General features: G+C 70.0%; 22 protein-coding genes. 17 read left to right on the forward strand and 5 right to left on the reverse strand.

What is annotated here, in order from left to right; translation table 11 throughout:
* Positions 1-31 precede the first annotated feature (31 nt).
* The 17 genes from H976_RS26815 (at position 32) to pyk (ending at position 19973) form a co-directional block, all read left to right on the forward strand.
* Complete coding sequence (locus H976_RS26815; RefSeq protein ID WP_036226930.1) at positions 32-1807, forward strand: ABC transporter ATP-binding protein; 1776 nt, start codon at positions 32-34, stop codon at positions 1805-1807.
* A gap of 52 nt (positions 1808-1859) precedes the next feature.
* Positions 1860-3695, forward strand: a complete 1836-nt coding sequence (locus H976_RS0116255) for an ABC transporter ATP-binding protein (protein WP_036226931.1) — start codon at positions 1860-1862, stop codon at positions 3693-3695.
* 75 nt (positions 3696-3770) lie between these two features.
* On the forward strand, positions 3771-4322 hold the full coding sequence (locus H976_RS26820; protein ID WP_051276928.1) for an RNA polymerase sigma factor: 552 nt from the start codon (positions 3771-3773) through the stop codon (positions 4320-4322).
* Positions 4319-5050 (forward strand): anti-sigma factor, encoded by a 732-nt coding sequence (locus tag H976_RS0116265; protein ID WP_027862402.1) that lies wholly within the window; start codon positions 4319-4321, stop codon positions 5048-5050. The genes H976_RS26820 and H976_RS0116265 overlap by 4 nt, the downstream gene beginning before the upstream one ends.
* A gap of 37 nt (positions 5051-5087) precedes the next feature.
* Complete coding sequence (locus tag H976_RS0116270; RefSeq protein WP_027862403.1) at positions 5088-5720, forward strand: fasciclin domain-containing protein; 633 nt, start codon at positions 5088-5090, stop codon at positions 5718-5720.
* Positions 5721-5815: 95 nt separating this feature from the next.
* The gene (hisI, locus tag H976_RS26825; protein ID WP_231388971.1) at positions 5816-6241 is read left to right on the forward strand and encodes a phosphoribosyl-AMP cyclohydrolase; all 426 of its coding nucleotides are present in this window, start codon (positions 5816-5818) and stop codon (positions 6239-6241) included.
* Positions 6234-6827 carry a Trp biosynthesis-associated membrane protein gene (locus H976_RS28975; protein WP_027862404.1) on the forward strand — a complete coding sequence of 198 codons (594 nt, stop codon included), beginning with the start codon at positions 6234-6236 and terminating at the stop codon, positions 6825-6827. The genes hisI and H976_RS28975 overlap by 8 nt, the downstream gene beginning before the upstream one ends.
* 68 nt (positions 6828-6895) lie before the next feature.
* The gene (locus H976_RS0116285) at positions 6896-7078 is read left to right on the forward strand and encodes an HGxxPAAW family protein (RefSeq protein ID WP_036226932.1); all 183 of its coding nucleotides are present in this window, start codon (positions 6896-6898) and stop codon (positions 7076-7078) included.
* A gap of 9 nt (positions 7079-7087) precedes the next feature.
* Positions 7088-7570 carry a DUF2752 domain-containing protein gene (locus H976_RS0116290; protein ID WP_081682967.1) on the forward strand — a complete coding sequence of 161 codons (483 nt, stop codon included), beginning with the start codon at positions 7088-7090 and terminating at the stop codon, positions 7568-7570.
* A 106-nt stretch (positions 7571-7676) separates the two neighbouring features.
* Positions 7677-8459 carry an indole-3-glycerol phosphate synthase TrpC gene (trpC, locus tag H976_RS0116295; RefSeq protein WP_027862407.1) on the forward strand — a complete coding sequence of 261 codons (783 nt, stop codon included), beginning with the start codon at positions 7677-7679 and terminating at the stop codon, positions 8457-8459.
* A complete protein-coding gene (gene trpB / locus H976_RS26835; protein WP_036226935.1) occupies positions 8456-9718 on the forward strand; it encodes a tryptophan synthase subunit beta in 1263 nt (420 codons plus the stop codon). Before trpC ends, trpB begins: the two co-directional genes overlap by 4 nt.
* The gene (gene trpA / locus H976_RS0116305) at positions 9715-10509 is read left to right on the forward strand and encodes a tryptophan synthase subunit alpha (protein WP_027862408.1); all 795 of its coding nucleotides are present in this window, start codon (positions 9715-9717) and stop codon (positions 10507-10509) included. Before trpB ends, trpA begins: the two co-directional genes overlap by 4 nt.
* Positions 10502-11137 carry an SCO family protein gene (locus tag H976_RS0116310; RefSeq protein ID WP_051276931.1) on the forward strand — a complete coding sequence of 212 codons (636 nt, stop codon included), beginning with the start codon at positions 10502-10504 and terminating at the stop codon, positions 11135-11137. The genes trpA and H976_RS0116310 overlap by 8 nt, the downstream gene beginning before the upstream one ends.
* Entirely contained in the window at positions 11134-12126 is a 993-nt protein-coding gene (gene lgt, locus H976_RS26840) for a prolipoprotein diacylglyceryl transferase (protein WP_081682968.1), read from the forward strand. Before H976_RS0116310 ends, lgt begins: the two co-directional genes overlap by 4 nt.
* 159 nt (positions 12127-12285) lie before the next feature.
* Entirely contained in the window at positions 12286-16842 is a 4557-nt protein-coding gene (gene gltB / locus H976_RS0116320) for a glutamate synthase large subunit (RefSeq protein ID WP_051276932.1), read from the forward strand.
* A gap of 66 nt (positions 16843-16908) precedes the next feature.
* Positions 16909-18387, forward strand: coding sequence for a glutamate synthase subunit beta (locus H976_RS0116325; RefSeq protein ID WP_027862411.1), 1479 nt, complete (start codon positions 16909-16911; stop codon positions 18385-18387).
* 140 nt (positions 18388-18527) lie between these two features.
* Positions 18528-19973 carry a pyruvate kinase gene (gene pyk / locus H976_RS0116330; RefSeq protein ID WP_027862412.1) on the forward strand — a complete coding sequence of 482 codons (1446 nt, stop codon included), beginning with the start codon at positions 18528-18530 and terminating at the stop codon, positions 19971-19973.
* On the opposite strand, the gene H976_RS0116335 is transcribed toward pyk, so the two are convergent.
* The 5 genes from H976_RS0116335 to H976_RS0116355 all read right to left on the reverse strand — a co-directional run bounded on the left by H976_RS0116335 (position 19974) and on the right by H976_RS0116355 (position 26145).
* Positions 19974-20690: an ABC transporter ATP-binding protein gene (locus H976_RS0116335; protein WP_027862413.1), complete on the reverse strand. Its 717-nt coding sequence runs from the start codon at positions 20688-20690 to the stop codon at positions 19974-19976.
* Positions 20687-21607 carry an ABC transporter ATP-binding protein gene (locus H976_RS26845; RefSeq protein WP_081682969.1) on the reverse strand — a complete coding sequence of 307 codons (921 nt, stop codon included), beginning with the start codon at positions 21605-21607 and terminating at the stop codon, positions 20687-20689. Before H976_RS26845 ends, H976_RS0116335 begins: the two co-directional genes overlap by 4 nt.
* Before the next feature lie 4 nt (positions 21608-21611).
* The gene (locus H976_RS30440; RefSeq protein WP_051276933.1) at positions 21612-23855 is read right to left on the reverse strand and encodes a branched-chain amino acid ABC transporter permease; all 2244 of its coding nucleotides are present in this window, start codon (positions 23853-23855) and stop codon (positions 21612-21614) included.
* Positions 23852-24799 (reverse strand): branched-chain amino acid ABC transporter permease, encoded by a 948-nt coding sequence (locus tag H976_RS0116350; RefSeq protein WP_231388966.1) that lies wholly within the window; start codon positions 24797-24799, stop codon positions 23852-23854. Before H976_RS0116350 ends, H976_RS30440 begins: the two co-directional genes overlap by 4 nt.
* Positions 24800-24942: 143 nt before the next feature.
* Positions 24943-26145 (reverse strand): branched-chain amino acid ABC transporter substrate-binding protein, encoded by a 1203-nt coding sequence (locus H976_RS0116355; protein WP_027862415.1) that lies wholly within the window; start codon positions 26143-26145, stop codon positions 24943-24945.
* Positions 26146-26177 lie beyond the last annotated feature (32 nt).

The raw sequence follows: 26177 nt of genomic DNA on the forward strand, positions 1-26177 counted from the left end.
TGTCGGCACCCCCACCTAGGGTTGCACCGTTGTGACGCAGACCTCGACCGACTCCACCCTGACGGCGGGGTTTCGCGTACTCGGGGTCGCCATCCGCCGCGAGCCCTGGGTCTTCACCCTCTCCACGCTCGGCAGCGTCGTCTTCGGTGCCCTGACGGTGGCCGACGCCTGGGTGCTCGGCTGGGCCACCGACCACGTCGTGCTGCCCGCCTTCGAGACCGGGGCGACGACCACCGGTGGTCTGGTCGCGATCCTGGCCCTGTTCCTGGGTGTCGCCCTGCTGCGGGCCGTGGGCATCGTGGCGCGGCGACTCGGGGCCGGGGTGATGCAGTACCGCATGCAGGCCGCCTACCGCCGCGAGGTCACCCGCCAGTACCTCACCCTCCCCATGGCCTGGCACCAGAAGCACCCGACCGGCGAGCTGCTGTCCAACGCCAACGCTGACGTCGAGGCCGCCTGGGCGCCAATCGCGCCGCTGCCGATGGCCGTCGGCACCCTCGCGATGATGGTGATCGCGATCGCGCAGATGCTGTTCACCGACATCACGATGGCCCTCGTGGGGCTGCTGGTCTTTCCGCTGGTGATGGTCGTCAACGTCGTCTTCCAGCGCCTCTCCTCACCGATCTTCACCCGCATCCAGGCGTTGCGCGCCGAGCTGAGCGAGATCGCCCACGAGTCGTTCGACGGCGCCATGGTGGTCAAGACCCTCGGGCGCGAGAGCGAGGAGACCGACCGGTTTGCCGCCAAGGCGCGCGACCTGCGCGACGAGGGCATCCGGGCGGGGCGCATCCGGGCCGCTTTCGACCCGCTGCTCGAGAGCCTGCCCAACCTCGGCGTGCTGGCGGTCCTCGGCGTCGGGGTACTCCGGGTGAGGTCAGGCGGCGCCGACCCCGGTGACGTGGTGACGGTCGCCTACCTGCTGACCATCGTGGCCTTCCCGATCCGGTCGATCGGCTGGATGCTGGGTGAGTTCCCCCGCTCGGTGGTCGGCTACACCCGCGTGCACCGCGTCCTCGACACGGTCAGCGACACGACGTACGGCGAGACCCGGCTGGCTCCCTCGACCCGTGGCGCCGCGCTGGAGGTCGACGACCTGACCTACACCTACGAGGAGGGGCAGGTGCTCCTCGAGGGCCTCGACTTCTCCGTCGCGCCGGGCCGCACGGTCGCCGTCGTGGGCGCGACCGCCTCGGGCAAGAGCACGCTCACCTCGTTGGTCACGCGGCTGGTCGACCCGCTGGCCGGCGCGGTCCTGATCGACGGCCACGACCTGCGCGACCTGCCACGAGGCGAGCTCGCCGAGCACGTCGCGCTGGTCCCGCAGAGCGCGTTCCTCTTCGACGACACCGTGCGCGGCAACGTGACCCTGGGTGCGGAGATCCCTGACGACGAGGTGTGGTCGGCCCTCCGGACGGCCCAGGCCGACGGCTTCGTGGCCGCCCTGCCGCGCGGCCTCGACAGCCGGCTCGGGGAACGCGGCACCACCCTGTCCGGCGGCCAGCGCCAACGTCTGTCGCTGGCCCGGGCCATCGTCCGCCGACCGCGCCTGCTCGTGCTCGACGACGCCACCTCGGCCGTCGACCCCGAGGTGGAGGCGCGGATCCTGGCGGCGATGCGCGAGCGGGGCAGTGACTCCACCATGCTGCTGATCGCCTACCGCAAGGCGACGATCTCGCTGGCCGACGAGGTGCTCTTCCTCGACCAGGGCCGCATCGTCGACCGGGGCACCCACCAGGAGCTCCTCCAGCGCAATCCCGCCTACGCCACGCTGGTCAACGCCTACGAGTCCGAGGGGGTGGCTCCGTGACAACCACCCCACGACGCTGCTCGCTGCGCTCGCATCGCCGCGGGGGCTCCGAATGAGCATCGACCTCGAACCCGAGGAGCTGCAGGACCTCGGCACCAGCGTCGCCAGTGGCGACGAGATCTCGGCCATGGACACGATCCGCAGTGGCCTGCGCTTCTCGCCCGAGCTCGGTGTCGGCTTCGGCTGGACGATGGTGCTGGCCCTGATCGGGACCGCCGGCCGGGTCGTCGTACCCATCTCGGTGCAGCAGACCCTCGACAAGGGCATCAACGGACCCCACGGCGTCGACGTCTCCTTCGTGGCCCAGATGGCGGTGCTGGCGGCGCTGGCCATCGTGGCGACCGGGGTGTCGTCGTACTTGATGACCGCACGCCTGTTCACCGCCTCCGAGCGCGGACTGGCCACGCTGCGGACCAAGGCCTTCCGCCACGTGCACGACCTGCCCCTGCTCACCCAGAACACCGAGCACCGCGGGGCCCTGGTCTCGCGCGTGACCAGCGACGTCGACCAGGTCTCGCAGTTCCTCGTCTTCGGTGGCGTCTTCGGCATCATCAGCGTCGGCCAGGTGCTCCTGGCGACCGTGGTGATGCTCTTCTACTCCTGGCAGCTGACGATCCTGGTGTGGGTCTGCTTCCTGCCCCTGTTCCTGTCCCTGCGCTACTTCCAGCGGCGGCTGTCGGCGGCCTACGGCCTGGTCCGCCGTTCGGTGGGCGCGATGCTGTCGGCCATCTCCGAGCCCGTCGTGGGCGCGGTGACCGTGCGCACCTACGCCATCGAGAAGCGCACCCAGGACCGCATCGACGAGGCCATCTCGACCAACCAGGTGGCCGCCACCCGGGCGCAGGGGCTGACGGCCTTCTCGTTCAGCCTCGGCGGGGTCTCGGCCGGACTGGCCAACGCCGGCGTGCTGATCCTCGGCATCTGGCTCGGACTGGCCGGTGAGATCACTTCCGGCAAGGTGATCGGGTTCGCGTTCCTGGTCACCCTGTTCGTCGGTCCCGTGCAGATGGGCACCCAGGTGCTGACCGACGCCCAGAACGCCATTGCGGGCTGGCGCCGGGTGATCGGCATCCTCGAGACGCCGGCCGACCTCGACGACCCCGGCCCGTCCGGCAAGTCGCTGCCCCGCGGCGCGATGGATGTCGCCTTCCAGGACGTGTCCTTCGGCTACCCGGGAGGACCCCTGGTGCTGCGAGACGTCACCGAGCACATCGAGTCCGGCAGCCGGATCGCCGTGGTGGGGGAGACCGGCTCGGGCAAGACGACCTTCGCCAAGCTGCTCACCCGGCTGATGGATCCCACGACCGGCACCGTGCTGCTCGACGGCGTCGACATCCGCTCGGTCGAGTTCGCCTCGCTGCGCCGGCGGGTGGTGCTGGTGCCGCAGGAGGGCTTCCTCTTCGACTCCACGCTGCTCGCCAACACGCGCTACGGCGACCTCGACGCCACCCCAGACGACGTACGCGCCGCCGCCGCCGAGCTCGGCCTCGGCGACTGGCTCGATGGGCTGCCCCACGGCTTGGAGACGCGGGTCGGGCAGCGCGGCGAGTCGCTCTCGGCCGGCGAGCGCCAGCTGGTCGCCCTGCTGCGAGCGCATCTGGCCGACCCTGACCTGCTCGTCCTCGACGAGGCGACCAGCGCGGTCGACCCGGCCCTGGAGATGCGCATCGGTCGCGCCCTCGAGCGGCTGATGGCCGGTCGCACCAGCGTCACCATCGCGCACCGGCTCTCGACCGCCGAGAACGCCGACGAGGTGATCGTCTTCGACCGCGGGCGCGTCGTCCAGCGGGGGCCGCACGTCGAGCTCGTCGGCCGTCGTACCCCCGAGGGCGAGCCCGACGTCTACGCCCGCCTGCACTCCTCGTGGGTGGCCCAGCAGAGCCTCTAGCCCTCACCCGGCGACCTACCCGAAGTATGTGGGTGAAACGGCAACCGTTCGTGGTGCCGGGCACGAAACACCGCCATGGAACCCGGCGAGGCCATCGGCCTGCGGCTCTCCCGCCTGGAGGCGGGCGCGCTGGAGGAGGCGTACGCCGCGTACGGCGCGGCCGTCCGGGCCTACGTGACCCGGTTCGTCGGGCCCAGCGAGGCCGACGACGTCGTGCAGCGCACCTTCCTCGACGTGTGGCGCTACGCCTCGCGCTACGACCCGGAACAGCGCTTCACCGGCTGGCTGTTCACCATCGCGCGGCGCCGGGCCATCGACAGCCTGCGCAGCCGCCGCCACGACGTGGTCGACGTCGACCAGGCCCGCCAGCTGGTGGGGGAGGACGGCCGGGAGACCGCTGAGCGGTACGCCGACGCGGCCGACGTGCGCGCGGCCGTGGCTCGCCTTCCCGAGCACGAGCGGCGGGTCATCGAGCTCACCTACTTCGCCGACCTGGCCCAGGCCGAGGTCGCCGCCGTCCTCGGGGCACCCCTGGGGACCGTCAAGGCGCGGGCCTCCCGCGGCACCCGCCGGCTGGCCGGGCTGATGAGCGCCACCCGCCCCGAGACCTCGAGGAGCCGACGATGAACGACGAGCATCCCGACCTGATCGCGCTCCTGCGCGGCGAGCTGACCAATGCCGAGGCGATCGCCGCCGCCGACCACGCCCGTGGCTGCGAGCGCTGCCGCAGCGAGCTGGTCGACGATGCCCTCGGGCACGGACTGCTCAGCGCCGCCCGCCGCACCCTGGCCGACAAAGACAGCGACCGTGACAGCGACCGCACCGCCGTGCCGGCGGCCGCGCCCGCGACGCTCCCGCCGGGGCTGCAGCGCGAGCTGGGCCGCCACCGCCACGCCCGGGCGCTGCGAGCCGGCGTCGCCGCCGTGGCCCTCGTCGCGGTGGGCGCCGGGGTCGGGATCGGGGCCCTCCAGGTCGCGCGCGGCGAGGACTCCACCCCACCTCCCGCGGCGCAGCGCACGGCGACGCTCGAACCGGTGGAGGGCTCGGCGACCGGCACCGTCTCGATGGGGACCGCGCACGCCATCACGCGCATGCGGCTGGCCACCAAGTCACTGCCGAACGCGCCGCGTGGTGACTTCTACTACGCCTGGCTCTTCGACCCGCGCACCAACAAGATGCTCCCCCTCGGGCAGGTGACGCCCGGTCGGGTGGCCACCTTCGAGATCCCGGAGTCGCTGGTGGCGGCGTACTCCGCCATCGACGTGAGCCTCGAGGCCGACGACGGCGATCCCGCCCACTCGGTCACCTCCGTGCTCCGTGCGACGTACGCCGATCCGGGCAAGGCCCGCTCCTGAGTGCACGACCCCTCCACCCCCGATGAAAGGAACCACCATGAAGAAGAAAGTCCTTGCCTCGGTCCTCACGACCGTCGCCCTCGGAGCCTCGGTCGCGGCGTTGCCGGCGGCTCCTGCCTCCGCCGCTCCCGGCCAGCGCAGCCTCGCGACGGTACTGGCGGCCGACGGGCACCACTTCGACCACAAGTGGGGCGACTTCGACATCCTCGACGCAGCGGTCACCGCGGTGCTGAAGGCCAAGCCGAACAGCGCGGTCGGCGTGCTGGCCGACGGGTCGGTGGCGCTGACGGCCTTCCTGCCCACCGACCGGGCCTTCCGCCGGCTGGTGCACGACCTGACCGGCAAGCGTCCGCACAGCGAGCGCGCCACCTTCAACCGGCTGGTCAAGGCGGCCGGGGTCAACACGATCGAGCAGGTGCTGCTCTACCACGTGGTGCCGGGAGCGACGATCACCTACGCCAAGGCCAAGGCCTCCGACGGGGCGGCCCTGAAGAGCGCGCTGGGGCCGGTCATCCGGGTCAACGTCCGCAAGCACGGTCGGATCGCGCTGATCGACCGGGACCCCGACGCCGCCAACGCCCTGGTCAAGGCGTCGGCACGCAACATCAACCAGGGCAACAAGCAGATCGCCCACGGCGTGAACCGCGTCCTGCGTCCGGCCGACCTCTGAGCCGGACCTCCCCTGCACACCGACCGGGTGCCTGATCGGGTCTCTCCGCCTGGCCCGGGGCGCCCGGTCGGTGTCCTGCCACGCGCTCCCGGATACTGGAGGGCGTGAGCACCACCGACTCCCGACTGGATCCCGCCATCGCCGGACGGCTCAAGCGCAACGCCGACGGCCTCGTGGCCGCGGTCGTGCAGCAGCACGGCAGCGGCGAGGTGCTGATGCTCGGCTGGATGGACGACGAGGCGCTGCACCGCACCCTGGCGACCGGGCGAGGGACGTACTGGAGCCGGTCGCGCCAGGAGTACTGGGTCAAGGGCGAGACCTCTGGTCACACCCAGCGCGTGGTGGAGGTGCGGCTCGACTGTGACGGCGACACCGTGCTGCTGACCGTCGACCAGAGCGGCCCCGCCTGCCACACCGGTGCGCACACCTGCTTCGACGACGACGTGCTGCTGGCGGCCCGGGACGGGGCCCGAGACGTGGCTGGGGACGTGGCTGGGGACGTGGCTGAGGACGATGGCTGAGGACGCCAACCCGGCCCGTCGTACGTTCGGCCCGGTCGTGCTGGCCGGGCTCGCCACCGCCGGCCTGGCCGCCGTGGCCAGTGCCAAGCCGTGGATGGGCGCGACCAGCGGCGGAGGCGACGCCTCGCTGACCGCGCTCGACTCCGGCACCCGCTTCCCGCTCGCCTCGGCGGTGAGCCTGGTGCTGCTCGCCGCATGGGGCGTGCTGCTCGTCACCCGTGGCGTCGTACGCCGGGTCTTCGCGGTCGTGGCGGTCGTGGCAGCCGTCGGCCTGGTCGCGGCCGTGGTCGCGGGCTACGTCACCCTGCCCGACAGCGGTTCGAGCTCCTACCAGCAGCTGATGGGCCGCTCGCAGGACCAGGGCTTCACCGGCTGGTTCTGGACCGCGGCGGTCTGCTCGGTGCTCGCACTGGTCCCGGCGGTCCTCGCCGTCCGACTCGTCCCGAGCTGGCCGGAGATGGGCAGCAGGTACGACGCACCGGGGACTCCCACGCCGGTCACCGAGCCCGAGGCGACCCGCGAGCAGGACCTCTGGGCCGCCCTCGACGAGGGGCGTGACCCGACCGACACCGGTCGGGACCAGTAGCTCGCAGGAGCCGGTCTCGCTCCCACTACACTGTCGCCGACGCCCGACCGTACGACCTGAGGAGCTCCATGGCCCACCACGGCAACACCCCGGCAGCCTGGACCGCCGTCTGCCTGGCACTTGCCGCGTTCATCATCGCCGGCATCGGCCTGATGGTCGGCAGCTGGCTGGTGTTCTGGATCGGCTGCCTCTTCGCGCCGCTGGCGGTCGTCGTCGGCATGATCATGGCGAAGATGGGCCTCAACGCCTAGGCGTTCGCCATGGACGGTCCCGCCACCGAGCACCACGTAGCGGCAGAGAGCGACGCGTCGCCCGTGCTGCGGCAGCGGACCCGCTGGGAACGCCTCCGCGACCCCCTGCTCACCGGTGGCCTGGTCGGTGGCCTCACCATCGCCCTGCACTTCCGCGACCCGCACTCCTCCGGCAGCTGGGGCTACTGCCCGTTCTACGCGCTCACCGGCCTCTACTGCCCCGGCTGTGGAGGCCTCCGCGCGGTCAACGACCTCACCCACGGCGACCTCGCTGCCGCCGCCAGCAGCAACCTGCTCTTCGTCGCGTTGATCCCGGTCATCGTGGTGGTGTGGCTGCGGTGGACGGGCCGAGCCTGGACCGGTGTCCCGGCCCCTGCTCCCCGTGACCGCTTCGGCGTGCGGGTGGGGGCCTGGATCGTGGTGTTCGCGATCGTGCTGGTCGTGTTCGCGGTGGTGCGCAACCTGCCCATGGGGAGCTGGCTGGCACCCTGACCGGGCCACCGTGCAGTTGTGGGCCGTGTGAGAACCTTGGGACACCCGCGCAGGTCCAGCGCGGCCCCAAACAGACGCATGACAGACGCTCCCGGAAGGCCCTCGCATGTCCGTGCTCGACGACATCGTCGCCGGTGTGCGCGAGGACCTCGCGTCCCGTCAGGCTGCGCTGTCCGAGGCCGACCTGACCGCCGCGGCGGAGGTGCTCCCGCCCCCGCGCGACCCGATGCCGGCCTTCGGTTCGCCCGGGCTCTCGGTCATCGCCGAGGTGAAGCGCCGCTCACCCAGCAAGGGCGCGCTGGCCGACATCCCCGACCCGGCCGCCCTGGCGGCGGCCTACGACGCCGGCGGTGCCGACGCCATCTCGGTGCTGACCGAGCAGCGCCGTTTCGGTGGCAGCCTGGACGACCTCCGGACCGTCCGTGGTGCGGTGTCGACCCCACTGCTGCGCAAGGACTTCATGGTGACCGGCTACCAGCTGCTCGAGGCCAGGGCCGCCGGCGCCGACCTGGTGCTGCTCATCGTGGCCGCCCTCGACGACGCGCTGCTCGCGGACCTGCATGCGCAGGCCCGTGAGCTGGGGCTGACCGTGCTGACCGAGGTGCACGACGAGGAGGAGGTCGGTCGCGCGCTCGCGGTCGGCGCCGAGCTGATCGGCGTGAACGCCCGCAACCTCAAGACCCTCGACGTCGACCCGGACACCTTCGGTCGGCTGGCCGCTCTGCTCCCCGACGACGTGGTGACGGTCGCCGAGTCCGGCATCGGCGGACCCGACGACGCAGCCCGCTACGCCGCCCAGGGCGCCGACGTGGTGCTCGTGGGCGAAGCCTTGGTCAAGGACGGCAACCCGCGCACCGCCGTGGCCGCGATGAAGGCGGCCGGGCGATGACTACGGACAAGGTCGACCCCGGACCCGACGACGCCGGACGCTTCGGCGACTTCGGCGGCCGCTTCATGCCCGAGGCGCTGATGGCAGCTCTCGACGAGCTCACCGCGGCCTGGCAGGAGGCGATGGCCGACGACGCCTTCACCGGCGAGTTCCACCGCATGCTCCACGAGTACGCCGGAGTGCCCAGTGCTCTCTACGACGCGACCAAGCTCAGCGAGCACGCCGGTGCGCGCATCCTGCTCAAGCGCGAGGACCTCAACCACACCGGCGCCCACAAGATCCGCAACGTCCTCGGCCAGGCACTGCTCACCAAGCGGATGGGCAAGACCCGGATGATCGCCGAGACCGGTGCCGGCCAGCACGGCGTCGCGACAGCCACTGCTGCGGCGTACCTCGGCCTGGAGTGCACCGTCTACATGGGCGAGGTCGACACCGAGCGCCAGGCCCTCAACGTCGCGCGCATGCAGCTCCTCGGCGCCGAGGTCATCCCCGTGTCCTCGGGCTCGCGCACCCTCAAGGACGCCATCAACGAGGCGATCCGCGACTGGGTGGCCAGCGTCGACCACACCGCCTACTGCTTCGGCACCGCCGCCGGACCGCACCCGTTCCCGGCCATGGTCCGCGACTTCTGCCGCGGCATCGGTGACGAGGCGCGGGCGCAGTGCCTCGAGCTCACCGGAGCCCTGCCGGACGCCATCGCCGCCTGCGTCGGCGGCGGCTCGAACGCCATCGGCCTGTTCACCGCCTTCCTCGACGACCCCGACGTCGCCATCTACGGCTTCGAGGCCGGGGGCGACGGCGTCGAGACCGAACGGCACGCCGCGACGATCTGGGCCGGCGAGGTCGGGGTGCTCCACGGAGCGCGCACCTACGTCCTCCAGGACGAGGACGGACAGACGGTGGAGTCCCACTCGATCTCCGCCGGGCTCGACTATCCCGGTGTCGGGCCGCAGCACGCCCACCTCGCGCAGACCGGCCGGGCGACGTACCTCCCCATCACCGACTCCGCCGCCATGGAGGCGCTCGCGCTCCTCGCCAGGACCGAGGGCATCATCCCCGCGATCGAGTCGGCGCACGCCATCGCCGGCGCGCTCGATCTCGCCAAGGAGCGGCACGGACAGACGTTGCTGGTCAACCTCTCCGGTCGCGGCGACAAGGACATGGGCACGGCCATCGACTGGTTCGGGCTGGGCCAGGCCGACGCCGACGGCACCCCCGAGCCCGCGAGCGACGAGCAGATCGCCGAGGGCGCCAAGTGACCACCGGCAAGGCCTTCGCGACGACACGCGCCGAGGGCCGTGCCGCCCTGGTCGGCTACCTGCCGGCCGGCTTCCCCGACGTCCCGGGCGCGATCGAGGCGCTCGAGGTGATGGTCGACTGCGGTTGCGACGTCATCGAGATCGGACTGCCCTACAGCGACCCGGTGATGGACGGGCCCACGATCCAGGCCGCCGCCCAACGCGCCCTCGAGGGCGGCGTCCGCACCACCGACGTGCTGCGCACGGTGGAAGCGGTGGCCGCGACCGGCACCCCCACCGTGGTGATGACCTACTGGAACCCCGTCGAGAGGTACGGCGTCGAGCGCTTCGCCACCGATCTGGCGAACGCCGGGGGAGCGGGCCTGATCACCCCCGACCTCACCCCCGACTCCGCCGAGGAGTGGATCGCCGCCGCCGACGCCCGCGACCTCGACAAGGTCTTCCTGGTCGCACCGTCCTCGACCGACCAGCGACTCCGCTACACCGCCGAGGCGTGCCGGGGGTTCATCTACGCGACCGCGGTCATGGGCGTCACCGGCGCCCGGGCGTCGACCTCCGAGCTCGCCGGCCCCCTCGTGGCCCGCACCCGCGCGGTCACCGACCTGCCGATCGGGGTCGGGCTCGGGGTCTCCAACGGCGACCAGGCGGCCGAGGTGGCGTCGTACGCCGACGCGGTCATCGTCGGCTCCGCCTTCGTCCGGCCCCTGCTCGACGCCGACGACCGCGCGAGTGGTCTCAAAGCGCTGGCGACGCTCACGGAGGACCTCGCGGCCGGGGTACGCCGTGGCTGACCGGACGGTCGGGAAGCTGCTGGTGGCCCTGCTGCTCACCCTCGCGCTCGTCGGCTGCGGCTCGTCGGGCGGCGGTGCCGCGGTCAGCGGGGTCTCCACCTCCGACCACGACGGCTACAACGGTGTGCTCCTCGACCAGCCGTACGTCGTACCTCACCTCGACCTGACCGACACCGACGGCAAGCCCTTCGACCTCGCCACGCAGCAGAAGCGCTCCCTGGTGTTCTTCGGCTACACCAACTGCCCCGACGTCTGCCAGGTCGTGATGAGCACCATCGCCTCGGCGCTGACCCGGCTCAGCGACGCCGAGAAGGCCGATCTCCAGGTGGTGTTCGTGACCACCGATCCCGCCCGTGACACCGAGAAGGCGCTGCGGACCTACCTCGACCGGTTCAACCCCGAGTTCATCGGCGTGACCGGCTCGATCGACAGCATCGACGCGCTCGGCAAGCCGATGGGCGTGTACATCAAGAAGGGCCAGAAGCTGCCCAGCGGCGGCTACGAGGTCGACCACACGGCCAACGTGATCTCGGTGGAGGGTGGCAAGGGCGACCTCCTCTGGACGGCCGGCACCTCGCAGTCGGACATGGCCGCGGACATCGAGAAGATCCTGAAGGCAGACGCATGAACCTGATCGCCCTGACGATCCCCCTGTCGATTCCGAGCCCCTCGCAGGGGGTCTGGCACATCGGACCGTTGCCGATCCGGGCCTACGCGCTGGCGATCATCCTCGGCGTCGTCGCCGCCGTGTGGGTGGGGGAGAAGCGCTGGGTGGCCCGCGGCGGCACCCCGGGACAGATCGGTGACATCGCCCTCTGGGCCGTGCCGGCCGGCCTGATCGGTGCCCGGCTCTACCACGTCGCCACCGACCACGACCTCTACTTCGGCGAGGGCAAGCACGCGATCGACGCGCTGAAGGTCTGGCACGGCGGCCTCGGCATCTGGGGAGCCATCGCCGGCGGGCTGCTCGGTGCCTGGCTCTACACCAGGCGCCACAACATCCGGCTGCGCGTGCTCGCGGACTCCCTCGCTCCCGGGCTGCTGCTCGCCCAGGCCATCGGCCGGTTCGGCAACTACTTCAACCAGGAGCTCTACGGCCGGCCGACCAAGCTGCCGTGGGGCCTGGAGATCAGCCCCGACAAGTGGCCCGACGGCATGACCTTCCCGCTGGGGACTACCTTCCACCCGACGTTCCTCTACGAGGCGCTCTGGAACCTGGCCGGCATCGCGCTGCTGCTCTACCTCGACCGCCAATACAAGCTCGGCTACGGCCGGGTGTTCGCGCTCTACGTCATGATCTACACCGCCGGACGCGGCTGGATCGAGTCGCTGCGGATCGACACCATCGAGCTCAACAACGTGCTCGGGCTGCGGTGGGGCGTGTGGATGTCGATCATCCTGTTCGCCGGCGCGGCGGCGTACTTCCTGGTGACGGGGCGTCGACACCGGCCACCCGACACCCGCGAGCCCTCGCCGTACGTCGAGGAGCGGGCCGATGGCACCGATGCCAACGGGGCGACCGGGGCCACCGGGGCGACCGTCGCCACCGAGTCCGTCGACACCTCGGCCGAGCACGACCTGAACGCGAAGAACCCCTCGCAAACCCCGCCTGAATGAGTGGTCGAAACGCCGAAACCGTGAGGTATTCGTCTCGCGAAACGGCGCCATCTGGCGCCCGGGGCCTCATGTAGGCTGCAATCTCCGCATGGGCCAATGTCGTCCCAGCACCAGCATGCTCACATTCGCCGCACTCCTCGGGAGACCGACGAGAGTGCGATGACCGACGACGGGAGAGTGCACATGCAGGCATTCCCGCCGCCTCAAGGGCTGTACGACGGCACGCACGAGCACGACGCGTGCGGCGTGGCCTTCGTGGCCACCATGACCGGTGTGCCGAGCCACGCCATCGTCAGCCAGGCGCTCACCGCACTCCGCAACCTCGAGCACCGCGGTGCCGCCGGTGCGGAGCCCAACTCCGGCGACGGTGCCGGGATCCTGATGCAGGTCCCCGACGCCTTCTTCCGTGACGTCGTCGACTTCGAGCTGCCCTCCAAGCACCACTACGCCGTCGGCACCGCCTTCGTCCCCGGTGACGACGAGCAGGTCGCGAAGACCCGCAAGCGCATCGAGGAGATCGCCGCCGAGGAAGGCCTCTCCGTCCTCGGCTGGCGCGAGGTGCCAACCGACCCGTCGTCACTGGGTCAGACGGCGCTCGACTGCATGCCCTCGTTCATCCAGCTGTTCGTCTCGGCCACAGGGAGCCGCATCCTGGGCATGGCGCTGGAGCGCCTCGCCTTCGTGCTGCGCAAGCGGGCCGAGCACGAGACCGACGTCTACTTCCCGTCGCTGTCCAGCCGCACCATCGCCTACAAGGGCATGCTCACCACCGACCAGCTCGACCACGTCTTCCCCGACCTGGTCGACGAGCGGGTGCAGAGCGCCATCGCGGTCGTGCACTCGCGCTTCTCCACCAACACCTTCCCGAGCTGGCCGCTGTCGCACCCGTTCCGGTTCATCGCCCACAACGGCGAGATCAACACCGTCATGGGCAACCGCAACTGGATGCGGGCCCGCGAGGCGCTGCTGAAGTCCGACCTGATCCCGGGCGACCTCGAGCGCATCTTCCCGATCTGTACGCCGGGAGCCAGCGACTCCGCCTCCTTCGACGAGGTGCTGGAGATCCTGCACATGGGCGGGCGCAGCCTGCCGCACTCGGTGCTGATGATGATCCCGGAGGCCTGGGAGAAGCACACCGAGATGGAGCCCAAGCGGCGCGCCTTCTACGAGTTCCACTCCACCCTGATGGAGCCGTGGGACGGGCCCGCCTGCGTGGTGTTCACCGACGGCAACCAGGTCGGCGCGGTGCTCGACCGCAACGGCCTGCGTCCCTCCCGCTACTGGGTGACCGACGACGACCTGGTCGTGCTGGCCAGTGAGGTCGGCGTGCTCGACATCCCGCAGGAGAAGGTCGTCCGCAAGGGCCGCCTCAAGCCGGGCCGCATGTTCCTGGTGGACACCGAGGAGCACCGCATCATCGAGGACGGCGAGATCAAGGAGGAGCTCGCCACCGAGCACCCCTACGACGAGTGGCTGCACGCCGGGCTGATCAAGCTGGCCGACATCGCCGAGCGCGAGCACGTGATCCACTCACACGCCTCGGTGACCCGCCGCCAGCAGATCTTCGGCTACACCGAGGAGGAGCTGCGCATCCTGCTCACGCCGATGGCGAACACAGGCGCCGAGCCGATCGGCTCGATGGGCACCGACACCCCCATCGCCGTGCTCAGTGACCGCTCGCGACTGCTCTTCGACTACTTCGCGCAGCTGTTCGCGCAGGTGACCAACCCGCCGCTGGACGCGATCCGCGAGGAGCTGGTCACCAGTCTCAACGGCACCATCGGGCCCGAGGCCAACCTCCTCGACCCGACGCCGGCGTCGTGCCGTCAGGTGGTGCTGCCGTTCCCGGTCATCACCAACGACGAGCTGGTCAAGATCCGCCACATCAACCGTGACGGCGACATGCCCGGCTTCATGACGCACGTCTCCCGCGGGCTCTACGACGTCAGTGGTGGCGGCGAGGCCCTGGCCCGGCGACTCGACGAGATCTGCCAGGAGGTCAGCGAGGCGATCGCCGAGGGGGCGCGTGTGATCGTGCTCTCCGACCGCCACGCCGACGCCACCACCGCGCCGATCCCGTCGCTGCTGATGACCGCCGCCGTGCACCACCACCTCGTCCGCGAGAAGACCCGCACCCAGGTCGGCCTGATCATCGAGGCCGGTGACGTCCGCGAGGTGCACCACGTCGCCCTGCTGATCGGCTACGGCGCCGCGGCGGTGAACCCCTATCTCGCCATGGAGTCCGTCGAGGACCTCGCCCGCGACGGCTACTACGTCAAGGAGGAGCCGGAGAAGGCGGTCGCCAACCTGGTCACGTCGCTCGGCAAGGGCGTGCTCAAGGTGATGTCCAAGATGGGCGTCAGCACCGTGGCGTCGTACACCGGGGCCCAGATCTTCGAGGCCCTCGGCCTGTCGCAGGAGCTGGTCGACAAGTACTTCACCGGCACCACCTCCAAGCTCGGCGGCGTCGGGCTCGACGTGATCGCCGAGGAGGTGGCCCGCCGCCACCGCATCGCCTACCCCGTCGGCGGCATCGCGCCGGCCCACCGGGAGCTGGAGATCGGCGGCGAGTACCAGTGGCGCCGCGAGGGCGAGCTGCACCTGTTCGACCCCGAGACCGTGTTCCGGCTCCAGCACGCCACCCGGGCCGGCAAGTACGACGTCTTCAAGCAGTACACGAGCCGCGTCAACACGCAGTCCGAGCGGCTGATGACCCTGCGCGGGCTGTTCCGGTTCAAGGATGCCGACGCCACCGGCCGGCAGCCGATCGACATCGACGAGGTCGAGCCGGTCTCGGCGATCGTCAAGCGGTTCTCCACCGGAGCCATGTCCTACGGGTCGATCTCGCAGGAGGCCCACGAGACCCTCGCCATCGCGATGAACCGCCTCGGCGGCAAGTCCAACACCGGTGAGGGCGGTGAGGACACCGACCGCCTCTACGACCCCGAGCGCCGCTCGGCGATCAAGCAGGTGGCCTCGGGACGGTTTGGGGTCACCTCGGACTACCTCACCAACGCCGACGACATCCAGATCAAGATGGCGCAGGGTGCGAAGCCCGGTGAGGGCGGCCAGCTGCCCGGCAACAAGGTCTACCCGTGGGTGGCCAAGACCCGGCACAGCACGCCCGGCGTGGGCCTGATCTCGCCCCCTCCCCACCACGACATCTACTCGATCGAGGACCTGGCGCAGCTGATCCACGACCTCAAGAACGCCAACCCGCAGGCGCGTGTGCACGTCAAGCTCGTCGCCGAGGTCGGGGTCGGCACGGTCGCGGCCGGTGTGTCCAAGGCGCACGCCGACGTCGTACTCATCTCCGGGCACGACGGCGGCACCGGCGCCGCGCCGCTGACCTCGCTCAAGCACGCCGGCGGTCCCTGGGAGCTCGGCCTGGCCGAGACCCAGCAGACGCTTCTGCTCAACGGCCTGCGCGACCGCATCGTCGTGCAGACCGACGGCCAGCTGAAGACCGGTCGCGACGTGGTCGTGGCGGCCCTGCTGGGCGCCGAGGAGTACGGCTTCGCGAGCGCACCGCTCGTGGTCTCCGGCTGCATCATGATGCGGGTGTGTCACCTCGACACCTGTCCGGTCGGCGTGGCCACCCAGAACCCGGTGCTGCGCGAGCGCTACTCCGGCAAGGCCGACTACGTCGTGAACTTCTTCCAGTACATCGCCGAGGAGGTGCGCGAGCTGCTGGCCGAGCTCGGCTTCCGCTCGCTCGACGAGGCGATCGGCCACGCCGACGTGCTCGACGCCACCGAGGCGGTCAACCACTGGAAGGCCGCGGGCCTCGACATCACGCCGATCTTCCACGTGCCCGAGCTGCACGAGGACACCGCGCGGCGCAACATCCGCCCGCAGGACCACGGTCTCGACAAGGCGCTCGACAACGAGCTGATCCGGCTCAGCAAGGACGCCCTCGAGAAGGGCGAACCGGTCCGGGCGCAGGTCGAGGTCCGCAACGTCAACCGCACCGTCGGCACGATGCTCGGACACGAGGTCACCAAGGCCTACCGGGGCGACGGCCTGCCCGACGGCACCATCGACATCACCCTGGTCGGTTCGGCCGGGCAGTCGTTCGGCGCCTTCCTGCCCCGCGGCATCACGCTGCGGCTCGAAGGGGACGCCAACGACTACGTCGGCAAGGGACTCTCCGGTGGGCGACTCGTCGTACGACCGGACCGGGCGGCGACCTTCGAGGCCCAGGAGCACATCATCGCCGGCAACACGATCGCCTACGGCGCGACCTCTGGTGAGATCTTCATCCGGGGTGGCGTGGGCGAGCGGTTCGCCGTACGGAACTCGGGGGCGCACCTCGTCACCGAGGGGGTCGGTGACCACGGCTGCGAGTACATGACCGGCGGTCGTGCCGTCGTACTCGGCAAGACCGGGCGCAACTTCGCCGCCGGCATGAGCGGTGGCGTCGCGTGGGTGCTCGACCTGAAGGACCAGCGCGTCAACAAGGAGCTCGTCGAGCTCGCACCCGTCACCGACACGGCCGCCGCCGAGCTCGAGGGGCTGGTGCGCACGCACTTCGAGGAGACCGGCTCCACGGTCGCCGAGGAGCTGCTGGCCGACTGGGAGACGTCACTGACCCGGTTCACCGAGGTGATCCCGCGCGACTTCCGCATCGTGATGGACGCCAAGGCGAAGGCCGAGGCCGACGGGCTCGACGACAACGAGATCGCCAACGCCATGATGGATGCGCTTCATGGATGAGACGAGCAGGCTTCTCACCAAGGCGGGTTCCATTGCCCCGGACGCAGGAAGGAGGGGCACCTGCTCATGGCTGACCCCAAGGGATTTCTGAAAGCAACCCGCGAGGTGGCCGAGCGCCGCCCGGTCGAGGAGCGCGTGCAGGACTGGAACGAGGTCTACCCCGGAGGACCCGGACGGGCTCTGTTGCCGATCATCACTGAGCAGGCCGGTCGCTGCATGGACTGCGGCATCCCGTTCTGCCACCAGGGCTGCCCGCTCGGCAACATCATCCCGGAGTGGAACGACCTGGTCTGGCGTGACGACTGGGACGGCGCGAGCGAGCGGCTGCACGCGACCAACAACTTCCCGGAGTTCACCGGGCGGCTGTGTCCCGCGCCCTGCGAGACCGCGTGCGTGCTGGGCATCAACCAGCCGGCGGTGACGATCAAGAACGTCGAGGTGGCGATCGCCGACCGCGCCTGGGAGTCCCGCGCGATCCGTCCCCAACCGCCGGAGTGGCTCTCGGGCAAGACAGTCGCCGTGATCGGCTCCGGTCCGGCCGGCCTCGCGGTCGCCCAGCAGCTGACCAGGGCCGGGCACACCGTCGCCGTCTACGAGCGTGCCGACAAGATCGGCGGGCTGATGCGGTACGGCATCCCCGAGTTCAAGATGGAGAAGAAGGTCCTCGACCGGCGCCTCGACCAGATGCGCCGCGAGGGCACCGTCTTCCGGGCCGGCGTCAACGTCGGCGAGACGCTGACCGGCGACATGCTCCGCGACCGCTACGACGCGATCGTGCTGGCCATGGGGGCGACCGCCGCGCGCGACCTGCCCGTGACGGGCCGCGAGCTCGGTGGCATCCACCAGGCGATGGAGTACCTCCCGCAGTCCAACCGGGCCTCCCTGGGCGAACCTGCGACATCGGATGGCTCGGACCAGATCCGCGCCGACGGCAAGCACGTCGTGATCATCGGCGGCGGCGACACCGGGGCCGACTGCCTCGGTACGGCGACCCGTCAGGGCGCGCGGTCGATCACCCAGCTCGAGATCATGGACCGACCGGGGGAGGAGCGCCCGGCCAACCAGCCTTGGCCGACGTACCCGATGATCTTCCGCGTCTCCTCGGCCCACGAGGAGGCGGGTGAGCGCGTCTACTCGGTCTCCACCCAGGAGTTCCTCGGCGACGACGACGGCAACGTCCGCGCGCTGCGGCTGGTCGAGGTGGAGTTCAAGGACGGGAAGTTCGAGGAGATCGAGGGCACCGAACGCGAGATCCCGGCAGAGCTGGTCCTGCTGGCGATGGGCTTCACCGGACCCGAGCGCGAGGGCCTGGTCGAGCAGCTCGGAGTCGAGCTCGACGAGCGCGGCAACGTCGCCCGCGACGCCGGCTACCTGTCCTCGGTCGACGGCGTCTTCGTCGCCGGCGACGCCGGCCGCGGCCAGTCGCTGATCGTCTGGGCCATCGCCGAGGGCCGCGCCGCCGCCGCCGCCGTCGACACCTGGCTCGCCGGCGCCACCAACCTGCCCGCCCCGATCCCCCCGACCGAGCGCCCGCTGATGGCCTGAGGGTCCGCGGGGTTCCCCGGACGTCCGGGAAACTCCGGGCTGGCGGGCAATACTTTGCCTGCCAGCCCCCAAAATCCCCGGACGTCCGGGGATTCCGGCACCTATTGGATCGTTCAAGTTTCAGGTACTAGGCTCGGCCCGTGCGAAGAGCAAAGATCGTGTGCACGCTCGGGCCGGCGACGTCGTCCAAGGAGCGGATCAGGGAGCTGGTCGACGCGGGGATGGACGTCGCCCGCCTCAACCTCAGCCACGGGACGTACGCCGAGCACGAGGAGGTCTATCGCCGCGTGCGGGAGGCCTCTGACGAGAGCGGGCACGGCGTCGGTGTCTTCGTCGACCTGCAGGGGCCCAAGATCCGGCTCGGCAAGTTCAAGGAGGGGTCCTCGCGCCTCCAGCCCGGTCAGGGTTTCACGATCACCACGCGCGAGCTGGCGGGCAACAACGAGATCGCCTCGACCACCTACGAGGGGCTGCCCGGCGACGTGTCGGCCGGCGACCAGATCCTGATCGACGACGGCAAGGTCCGGCTGCGGGTCACCGAGGTCGAGGGCACCGACGTGCACACCCAGGTCGTCGTGGGCGGGCGGATCAGCGACCACAAGGGCATCAACCTGCCCGGCGTACCGGTGAGCGTCCCGGCCATGTCGGAGAAGGACATCGAGGACCTCCGCTGGGGCCTGCACCTGACCGTGGACTTCGTCGCCCTCTCCTTCGTTCGGTCGGCCTCCGACGTCGAGGACGTGCGCCAGATCATGCGCGAGGAGGGTGTTCTGCTGCCGGTCATCGCCAAGATCGAGAAGCCGCAGGCGATCGACAACCTCAACGAGATCGTGAAGGCCTTCGACGGCTTCATGGTGGCCCGTGGAGACCTCGGCGTGGAGTGCCCGCTCGAGGACGTGCCGTTCCTCCAGAAGCGGGTGGTCGAGAAGGCCCGTCGCAACGCCAAGCCCGTCATCGTGGCCACCCAGATGCTCGAGTCGATGATCAGCAACCCGGCACCGACCCGGGCCGAGGCCTCCGACGTCGCCAACGCGGTGCTCGACGGTGCCGACGCGGTGATGCTGTCCGGTGAGACGAGCGTGGGGGAGTACCCCATCGAGACGGTCCGGACGATGGCGCGCATCATCTCCTCGACCGAGGACCACGAGCTGCACCACATGGCCGCCATCGACTGGCAGCCCAAGACCCGTGGCGGCGTGATCGCCAAGGCGGCCGCCGAGGTCGGGGAACGCGTGGGTGCGAAGTACCTCGTCGCGTTCACCCAGAGCGGCGACTCGGCCCGCAGGCTGGCGCGCTACCGCGGACCGATCCCGGTGCTCGCGTTCACCCCCGAGGCGATCGTGCGCTCGCAGCTCTCGCTCACGTGGGGCATCGAGACGTTCCTGACCGCCGCGGTGGAGCACACCGACGAGATGGTGCGCCAGGTCGACGAGCAGCTGCTGAACACCGGCCGGGTCAAGGAGGGTGACCTCGTGGTCATCATCGCCGGCAGCCCGCCCGGGATCCCCGGCTCCACCAACGCGCTGCGGATCCACCGGATGGGCGACGCGATCAACGAGGTCGCGCCGGCCTATCGCCGGGGCTGACTAGGTCGTGATCTCCTCGCCGAGGTACGCCGCGCGGATGCGGTCGTCGGCCAGGAGCTCCTTGCCGGTGCCGGACAGCACCATCTCGCCGGTCTCGAGCACGTAGCCGCGGTTGGCCAGGCCGAGCGCCTGGGCGGCGTTCTGCTCCACGATCAGCACCGTCACGCCGGTGGAGTTGATCTCGCGGACGATGTCGAAGATCTGGCGCACGATCAGTGGCGCCAGGCCCATGGACGGCTCGTCGAGCAGCAGCAGTCGGGGCTTGCCCATCAGCGCCCGGGCGATGGCCAGCATCTGCTGCTCGCCGCCCGACAGGGTGCCGGCGTACTGGTGCTCGCGCTCCTTGAGCCGCGGGAACATCTCGAAGCACCGGGCCAGGAGCTGGGGGTCGGGCCGCTTGAAGCGGAAGGCGCCCATCTCGAGGTTCTCCGCGACGCTCATCAGCGGGAAGACACGACGACCCTCGGGGACGTGGCAGATGCCGAGGTTGATCAGGTCGTGGGCGGGCAGCCCGTCGATGCGCTCGCCGTCGAAGCGGATCTCGCCCAGCGAGGGACGCATCATCCCGGAGACCGTCTTCTGGGTGGTGGTCTTGCCGGCACCGTTGGCGCCCAGCAGTGCCACCACCTCGCCCTCCTCGACGTGGAAGCTGATGCCCTTGAGGGCCCGGATCGCGCCGTAGCGGACCTCGATGTCGTCGACCTCGAGCAGGCTCATGACTGACCTCCCTCGGTCCCGGCGGCGCCTGGTTCGTCCAGGAGGCCTTCTCGTACGTCGATCGTCTGGACCTCGAGACCCTCGGTCATCGCCTGGGCCTCGTCCTCCGAGGTGCCGAGGTAGGCAGCGACCACGACCGGGTCCTTCTGGATCTGCTCGGGGGTGCCTTCGGCGATCTTCTCGCCGAAGTTGAGCACCACCAGCCGGTGGGCGACCGACATGACCAGCTTCATGTCGTGCTCGATCAGCAGCACCGAGATGTTGTCCTCGATGTTGACCTTGCGGATCAGCGCGGCGAGCTCCTGTTTCTCGTTGGGGTTGGTGCCGGCCGCCGGTTCGTCGAGCAGGATCACCCCGGGCTCGGTGCCGAGGGCGCGGGCGATCTCGAGGCGCCGCTGCTCGCCGTAGGCCAGCGAGCCCGCGAGGTCGTTGGCCCGGCGGGTCAGACCGACGAACCGGAGCAGCTCGTAGGCCTTCTCGGTGGACTCCCGCTCCTCGCGACGCTGCCAGGGCATCCCGAGCATCGAGGCGATCGGACCGGACTTCTGCCGCGTCTCGACGCCGACCTTGACGTTCTCGAGCGCGGTGAGCGCCGGGAACAGCCGGATGTTCTGGAAGGTGCGGGCCACGCCCATGCGGTTGATGACGTGGGTCTTCTGGCCGAGCACCGAGGTGAGGGTGTCGCCCTTCCTGGCGGCCAGCGTGATGGACCCCTCCTGCGGCGTGTAGACGCCGGTGAGGGAGTTGAACAGCGAGGTCTTGCCGGCGCCGTTGGGGCCGATCACCGCGAGGATCTCGCCCCGGTGCATCTGCAGGGACACCTTGTTCAAGGAGGTGACACCGCCGAAGCGCAGCGTCACGTCCTTGACGTCGTAGACGACCTCGGCCGTCTGCTGCTCGGGTGCAGTCGCAGTCATCTCGTCACATCCCCTCACCGGCAGGTACGGCGGTGGCCTCGGCGCTCGATGGTCGGTCCAGCCCGGACAGCTCGGCCTTGCGTCTCCTGGCCGGGATCAGACCGGCTGGCCTGAAGATCATCATCACCAGGATCAGGGCACCGATCCACATCTGGCGGTCCTCGGCCGGCACCTGGTCCTTGAGGAACTCCGGCAGCCAGGTGAGTACGGCGGCACCGGCCATCGCACCCGGGAGGGAGCCCATGCCACCGAACACGACGTAGGCGACGACGAGGATCGAGTTGTTCAGCACGAAGTTCTCGGGCGTGAACGACCCGACCTGGCTGGCGAAGAAGACACCGGCCACACCCGAGGTCGAGGCACCGATCGCGAACGCGAGCAGCTTGACGTTCCTGGTGTTGATACCGGTCGCCTGCGCGGCCACCTCGTCCTCACGGATGGCGGCCCAGGCGCGGCCGAGCCGTGAGTTCTCCAAGCGGTTGAACAGCAGCACGATGATCGCGATCAGCACGAGCAGGAGGTACCAGAACCCGAGGGCACTGTCGCCCCAGGTGAGGTGGATCGGACCGAGGTGGATCTGCGGCGCCGGGATGTTGAACGCCCCGCGCGGACCGTTGGTGAAGCCGTTGGCGTTGTTGGCGATGACCCGGATGATCTCACCGAAGCCCAGCGTGACGATCGCGAGGTAGTCGCCGCGGAGCCGCAGCGTCGGGAATCCGAGCGCGACGCCTGCTATCAAACAGGCCGCGATGGCGAACGGGATGCACGCCAACGGGCTGAGCAGCAGCCAGTCCGGCGGCTGCACCGGCAGCCGACCGGTGAAGTAGGCCGTGGTGTAGGAGCCGATGGCGTAGAACGCGATGAAACCGAGGTCGAGCAGTCCGGCCCAGCCGACGACGACGTTGAGGCCGATGGCCAGCAGCACATAGATGCCGATCTCGGAGACGAGCACCGTCTGCCAGAACTCGGTCGCCGTGGGCGGGTAGAACAGCGCGGCGATGATCACGACGAGCATCGTGGCGGCGGCCACCTGGCCGCGGGCACCGGCGGTGCCGCTGCCGACGATGTCGGAGCCCGCGCGGACGCCCTTGGCCTCGATCCGCAGGTCCTTGAGGACGAGGTAGCCGGCGCCTGCGAACAGCGACAGTGCGGCGCACGTCATCCAGGCCCCGGTGCCGAGGTTGTCCCAGGCACCCTGCGCACCGTCGAAGCCCTGCTTCCCGCCGAGGGCGGAGAAGTCGTGCACGACCACGAGGGTGAGGAGAGTCGAGACGAGGCCGAGCACGATGGCGGCGTACGCCAGGAGCCGGTGACGCAGGTACGACGCGACGCCGGCCACCACGAGCGTGACGAAGAACAGCACGAAGCCGAGCCAGTCGAGGTAGGTCTGCGCGAAGCCGTTGAGGTTGGTCGCCCCGAACATCGACGCCGTCGTCGAGAGCGTGGCGTTGCGGTCGCCGGGGGAGAACCACGCGGCGTTGAAGACGCCCACCAGGCCGACGGCGAACCCGAGGACCACCAGGGCCAGGCCCGGGCGCCAGCCCAGCACCCGGTCGATGAACCCGTCGGTGTCGGCCTCTGCGGCCTGGCTGCGCGCCGAGACGAGCGAGGCGACCGCGATGGTGAAGAAGCCGAGCATCGCCACGGCACCACCGGTGGCGTGGCTCGGGTAGTGCAGGAACTTGCTGACCGCTGCCGAGGCGTACTCCGCCCAGATGCCGAGGACTCCCGCCAGGATCGCGGCGGCGTAGGAGAGCGGGGCACTGCGCCGGATCATCCCCGCCGCGGCGAGCACCGTCACGATGATGAGCAGCAGCCAGGCCGTCTGCGAGAACGCCGACCCGAACCACAGGCGCGCGAGCGAGTCGAGGGCCTGCGTGGGAGCGGCGGCGTCGGCCAGCGGCCGGAACTTGCCGGTGTTGATCTGCGGGCTGTCGGTCCACTTCAGCAAGGTCAGGGAGATGATGACCGTCAGCACGCCGGCCCCGAGCGGCCGCAGGCCCGGCCGGGTCAGGTAGGGCTTGGCCCGCGGACCGAAGGTGATGGCGAGGTAGAGCAGCACCCCGATGCCCAGGAAGATGAGGATCCGCGGCATGGCCACCGACTGGCGGAAGGCGTAGCCGAAGTCCTGCTGGGTGCCCTCCTGGGTGCCGACCATCAGGGCGAGCACGAAGCCGCCGGCCAGGCAGGCCCCGAAGCGCTTGAGGTTCTCGATGCGGGCCTCGGCCTCGACGGAGCGGCGCTTCATGCGGCACGCCCCAGACGCTCGCCGAGGATACCTGTGGGTCGGACGACCAGGACCAGGACCAGGACCAGGAACGCGACCACGTCGGTCCACTCGATGCCGATCCACCCGGGTTTGTACCAGGGGGCTGTCGGCACCGTCGCCTCGACGACGCCGAGGAGCAGACCGCCCAGCATGGCGCCGCGGATGTTGCCGATGCCGCCGAGGACGGCGGCGGCGAACGCCTTGACGCCCGGGATGAAGCCCATGGTGTTGGAGAAGAACAGCGCGCTGCCGTAGAGGTAACCGGCGGCGCCGCCGAGGAAGCCGCCGATGACGAAGGTCCGCGAGATGGTCTTGTCGATGTTGACCCCCATCAGGGCTGCGGTGGGTGCGTCCTCGGCGACCGCGCGGATGCTGCGACCGAGCTTGGTGCGCGAGACGAGTGAGTCGAGGAAGACCATCATGATCAGGGCCGAGACCATGATGATCGCCTGCATCAGGGTGATGTAGACGCCGCCTATCTGGACCACGTGCTTGTTCTGGTCGAAGAACGACGGGAAGTTGTTGTTGTTCAGCCGGTTGAACAGCTTCCCGAACAGCTGGGAGAGGAAGAACGAGGCTCCGATCGCACTGATCAGGAAGGCCAGCTTGGGGGCCCCACGCCGTCGCAGCGGTCGGTAGGCAACGCGTTCGAGACACCAGGCGACGCCGGCTCCGACCAACCCGCCCGAGGTGAGGCCGAGGATGATCACCGCGAGCACGCCGTACCAGGGGGGCCGGCTGCCGTCCTCGACGACGGAGTTGACGACGAGGTAGCTGCCGAAGGCGCCGGACATGAACACCTCGCTGTGCGCGAAGTTGATCAGCTGCAGGACGCCGTAGACGAGGGTGTAACCCAGGGCGATCAGGGCGTACAGCGAACCTCGTGTCAGCCCGAGGATCAGGAAGTTCAAGAAGTCTTGCACGGGGTGCATCCTCTCTGAGGACCGGCCTCGGGGCAGCCGTTCGAGGGAATCGTAAGGCAGAGAACGTGCAAGACGCCGCTGCCACCGCGAAAGGTGGCAGCGGCGCCTCTGCTACTGGTCACACGTCAGACGGAACGGATCCGTCAGGGCGCCTGGGTGATGTCGCCGAGGCTGACGATCTTGCCTCCCTTGACCTGGAACAGGTTGACCGTTCCTTCACCCGGGGGCAGGTCACCGTTGGCGGCGAACTTGATGTCCGCCGTGATGCCCTTGTAGTCGATCTTGCTGACCGCGTCGTTGACGGCCTGGCGGGTCACCGTGCCGGACTCCTTGGCCGTCTTGATGGCCTGGATGACGATGTTCGCGGCGTCGAAGGCCTCCGGGGAGTACGTCGACGGCGGGGTGTTGAACATCGCCTGGTAGGCCGAGGCGAAGTCCTTCGCCGCGGGTGCCACGGTGGCGTCCTGGCAACCGCAGGACATGTACCAGCCCTCGCCGTCGGCCTTGGCGCCCTGTACGAAGACGTCGGACTTGACGCCGTTGCCGGACATCCGGATGCCGTTGTAGCCGACCGACTTCAGCGCCTTGGCGAACTGCGCGCCCTGGGCGTCGTAGCCGGCGTAGAACAGGGCGTCCGCACCGGACTGCTTGACGGTCTGTGCGATCGGGCCGTAGTCCTTGGTCGTCGTCTGGTCGGCGGCCTGGTTGATGACCGAGACGCCCTTCTTCTTCAGCTCGTCGGACACAGCCTTGGCGACACCGTCACCGTAGGCCGACTTGTCACTGACCACGATGACCTTCTTGGCCTTCTTGGCCAGCCAGTCAGCCGCGGCGGGGCCCTCGGCGAAGTCGTTCGGCATCACGCGGTGCCAGGTCTTGAAGCCCTGGTCCTGGAGCTCGCCGTTGGACGCCGACGGGTTCACGATCGTGAGACCAGCGTCGCCGTACTTCTTGCCGACCGCCTGCGAGGCGCCGGAGAAGGACGGGCCGACGACACCCATGACGGTGCTGTCCTGGAGGACCTGGGCCGCAGCCGCAGGAGCCTTCTCGGGTACGCCGCCGTCGTCTGCCTTGAGCAGCTTCAGCTTGAAGCCGAGGCTGGTGTCCTTGTTGGCCTGGTCGATGGCCAGCTGCACGCCGTTGACCTCGTTGATGCCGAGCTGCTGGTTGTCACCGGACAGCGGGCCCTCGAACGCGATCGTGTAGGTGGCGTTGCTGTCCTTGCTGCCGCCACCGCCGCTGAGGCCGCCGCTGCCGTTGTCGTCCTTCGAGCTGCCGCAACCGGTGAGCGCGAGAGCGCCGATGACTCCGACCGCAGCCAGCTTCGCCAATGGGCGAGTCCGCATGCAATTCCTCCGTTGTCGGGGCCCATCAGGGC

Origin of the sequence: Marmoricola sp. URHB0036 (assembly GCF_000426045.1) — a bacterium.
In the GTDB taxonomy this organism is placed as follows: Bacteria; Actinomycetota; Actinomycetes; order Propionibacteriales; family Nocardioidaceae; genus Marmoricola.